This window comes from Acetobacterium wieringae (assembly GCF_001766835.1).
Taxonomy (GTDB): Bacteria; Bacillota; Clostridia; order Eubacteriales; family Eubacteriaceae; genus Acetobacterium; species Acetobacterium wieringae.
Map to the genome: position 1 here is coordinate 1 of NZ_LKEU01000056.1, position 3326 is coordinate 3326.

Consider the following 3326-nt stretch of genomic DNA (forward strand, 5'->3'; position numbering starts at 1 on the left):
CGATTCGATTACAAAACACCGGCAGCTGTATTCTATGAAAATATGGCATTGGCTGCCTGATCAAAATGCGAAAGGAGATTTATCTAAATATTTCTGATTTCGTGTCTTGACAAGCGTGTACATTATAAAGAATCCTTTAAGCACAAATGTTTTATCTATGAGGATTTATTAAATTAAGCAGACAGTTCCGTGCTCAAAATTAAGGAAGCAAAGGAGGATCGATAATGGCAACAAAAAAACTGGCTCGTGAGAGCAGCCAGACAGAATATCTGGAAATTTTGAATAACCTGATTCAAAATTGGGAATCGGAAGTGGTTGAGTTTAAAGAAGCCAAATCACACATTGATGACGATAAGGTCGGGCGTTATTTTTCGGCCATCAGCAATGAGGCAAATCTACGGGAAAAACAATATGGCTGGCTGGTGCTGGGGGTCCGGGAAGCGGATCGCGAAATTGTCGGTTCAGCATATAAAGAAAAAGCCCTTGCCAAATTCAAAAATCAGATCGCCCGGGATACTACCGGGGGAATGTCCTTTGTTGAGATTATCGAAATATTCCCATTGGTAAATGATCAGCCTAAACGGGTGGTTCTGTTTCAGATACCGGCGGCAGCCTCAGGCATTCCCACTGGCTGGAAAAACCGTTATTATGGGCGCTCGGGAGATTCCCTGATTCCTTTAAGTCAGGATAAGATTGATGCCATCCGTAATTTACAGCAAATCGACTGGTCCAATCAGATCATTGAAAAGAGCGATTTATCGTTTCTGGATCCACATGCCATTAAAATTGCCCGGTCAAACTATATCAAGTATATGAACAAGGAACATATCAAAATGGAAGTCGACAGGATGAGTGATGCAGAAATTTTGACAAAGCTTAAACTAATGCGGGATGGAAAGCTCACCAATGCCGCCATGCTCCTGCTGGGAGATTCCCAGTATGATTATGTGTTCGATGCTCCGCCGCAAGTGATGTGGCGGCTTTACGATGCCAATGGCCTGGATAAAGATTACAAAATATTTGATATTCCTTTTATTACCGTTGTGGATCAAATCTATCAGCATATACGCAATTTAACCTACCGTTACATGCCCGATCAATTGACCTTGTTTCCCCTGGAAACCCAACAATACGATCCCCAGTTATTGCGTGAAATGATCAACAATTGTATCGTTCATTCAAATTACACCTTAGGCAGTCGGATATACGTCAACGAATTTGATGGTCGGATTCAATTCATCAATCCGGGTAACTTTCTGCCGGGCAGTATCAAACCGGTGCTGGAACCGGGGTATGCGCCGCCGGGGTATCGCAATCCCTTGCTTGCCAATATCATGCGCCAGTTTTCAATGATTGATACGGCGGCCATGGGCATCAGAAAAGTGTTTAAAATTCAAAAGGAAAAATATTTCCCGATGCCGGATTATGATTTAGAACGACACAACATCGTCAGCGCAACGGTTTATGGCAAAGTCATTGATGAGAATTACACCAAGCTTATTTATGAACATCCGGAATTTGATTTACAGACGATCTATTTAATTGACCGGGTGCAGAAACACCTGCCAATCGATGGCCAGGAGATCAAAACCTTACGTAATCTGAATGTGATTGAGGGGAAGGCGCCAAACATTTTTCTGACCCCGTCGATCGCCCAGAGCATTGATGCCAAAGCGGAATATATCAGCAACAGAGGATTTGATGATCAATACTATAAAGATATGATTGTGGAATATCTCAAAACCTTTGAGCGCGCCCAGAAAAAAGATATCACTAAACTACTCTGGGATAAACTGCCGGATGTGCTGGATGAAAAGCAGAAAAACTTTAAAATTTCAAACCTGTTGAAAGCGTTGCAGAACTCAACCGTGATTAAAAGAAATAGTGAAAATAGAAAAACGGGCTATTGGGTATTGGTCGATAAAAATAACGATGAAGAATAGAAAACAAGTTGATCAAGTAAATTATATCGATTATCAAGTGAAATCACTAGGATTAACTTAATTCAAAAACATTGGTTAATACATTTTTAGGCCCGTATGAAAATTTTAAAATGGCTTGATAACGGCATTTTATAAGAGCAGAATAGTTGCTTAACACAGGATTCTATCAATGACCGGAAATGGGCGTTTCAAGTAAGTGATCAAGTAAATTAAGTAATCGATCAAGTAATTACTTAATCAAAATGAGAAATCCCTACTTATCCCCCTATTTAGATTCAAATGATAAAACACCGGTATGGGATGGATTTGTTTACATGTATAATGATAAGTATATAAATCATCCCAAAAATACTTTTTTAGGGAGAGTGCCAATTCAAATTAAAGGAAAGACCGTAAGACAGAATTTCAGAGATAGGATAAAACATTCCATTGATCTGATCGATTTGAAGGCATATGAAAGCGAAGGCGGTTCGATATTTGTAGTTGTCCTGATAAAAGAAGATTTTTCTACAGAAATATATTATAAGGAGTTACTGCAATTAGATCTGGCGCGTCTTATAAAAAAATCAAAACAAAAGGTCGGAGAAAAAGGAGTGTTGAATTTGAGATGCTCCCTAAAGAGGAGAGACTATTAGCAAATTTATTTTTGAATTTTATTGAGAACAAAAAAAAGCAAATGAGTACGGTGAATCCAAATCGTCTGTGCTTTGATGAATGGGAAAATACGATAAAGGATGGAGCTAATTTTGTTATTACGTGTAAATCGATTGATCCGGAAAATACTGATTATTTTGAATTATTAACAACGACATCAAATTTTTTGTATTATAAATCAGAAGAACTGGATTTGGAAATTCCAAATGATCGGGTTGAAAACGGGATAATAAAAATTCAAAACAGCTATAAAATTGGCGTAGGTAAAAAGTGTTTTTATCATAATATGGAGTCCATTTGGGAGAATGGTATCAATTCCATAAATTTCGGAAATAGTATCACAATTATTACAAAAGAAGATGAACAAAACAAAAAAATAAAAATGAATTTAAAGTTTGCTTTAAAAGGCACTTTAGCTGAGCGCATTTATGATGGTGAATTCATAAAAGAACCCGTTAAAGTAAAACGTTTGAGCTTTAATGGGGTTGAATTACCTTTTGACAATGGTACACGACTAGTTGATGAAACCTTCTATGGGTGTTTAAATACATTGAGTAAAATAAAAAATACGCTTGAAAGGTTCAATATCGATAAAGATCTTGTATAATGTACACGCTTGTCAAGACACGAAATCAGAAATATTTAGATAAATCTCCTTTCGCATTTTGATCAGGCAGCCAATGCCATATTTTCATAGAATACAGCTGCCGGTGTTTTGTAATCGAATCG

3 protein-coding genes are annotated in these 3326 nt (G+C 37.6%); all 3 read left to right on the forward strand.

The window, feature by feature from the left end; all coding sequences use genetic code 11:
- Nucleotides 1-224: 224 nt before the first annotated feature.
- Complete coding sequence (locus tag ACWI_RS18245; protein ID WP_070372878.1) at nt 225-1943, forward strand: RNA-binding domain-containing protein; 1719 nt, start codon at nt 225-227, stop codon at nt 1941-1943.
- 242 nt (nt 1944-2185) lie between these two features.
- A complete protein-coding gene (locus ACWI_RS18250) occupies nt 2186-2578 on the forward strand; it encodes a hypothetical protein (RefSeq protein ID WP_139142420.1) in 393 nt (130 codons plus the stop codon).
- Entirely contained in the window at nt 2551-3204 is a 654-nt protein-coding gene (locus ACWI_RS18255) for a hypothetical protein (RefSeq protein WP_139142421.1), read from the forward strand. The genes ACWI_RS18250 and ACWI_RS18255 overlap by 28 nt, the downstream gene beginning before the upstream one ends.
- Nucleotides 3205-3326: the final 122 nt, after the last annotated feature.

Coding starts and splice junctions, on each gene's coding strand:
- ACWI_RS18245 (WP_070372878.1), top strand. CDS start 225: ATGGCAACAAAAAAACTGGCTCGTGAGAGCAGCCAGACAGAATATCTG.
- ACWI_RS18255 (WP_139142421.1), top strand. CDS start 2,551: ATGCTCCCTAAAGAGGAGAGACTATTAGCAAATTTATTTTTGAATTTT.
- ACWI_RS18250 (WP_139142420.1), top strand. CDS start 2,186: ATGAGAAATCCCTACTTATCCCCCTATTTAGATTCAAATGATAAAACA.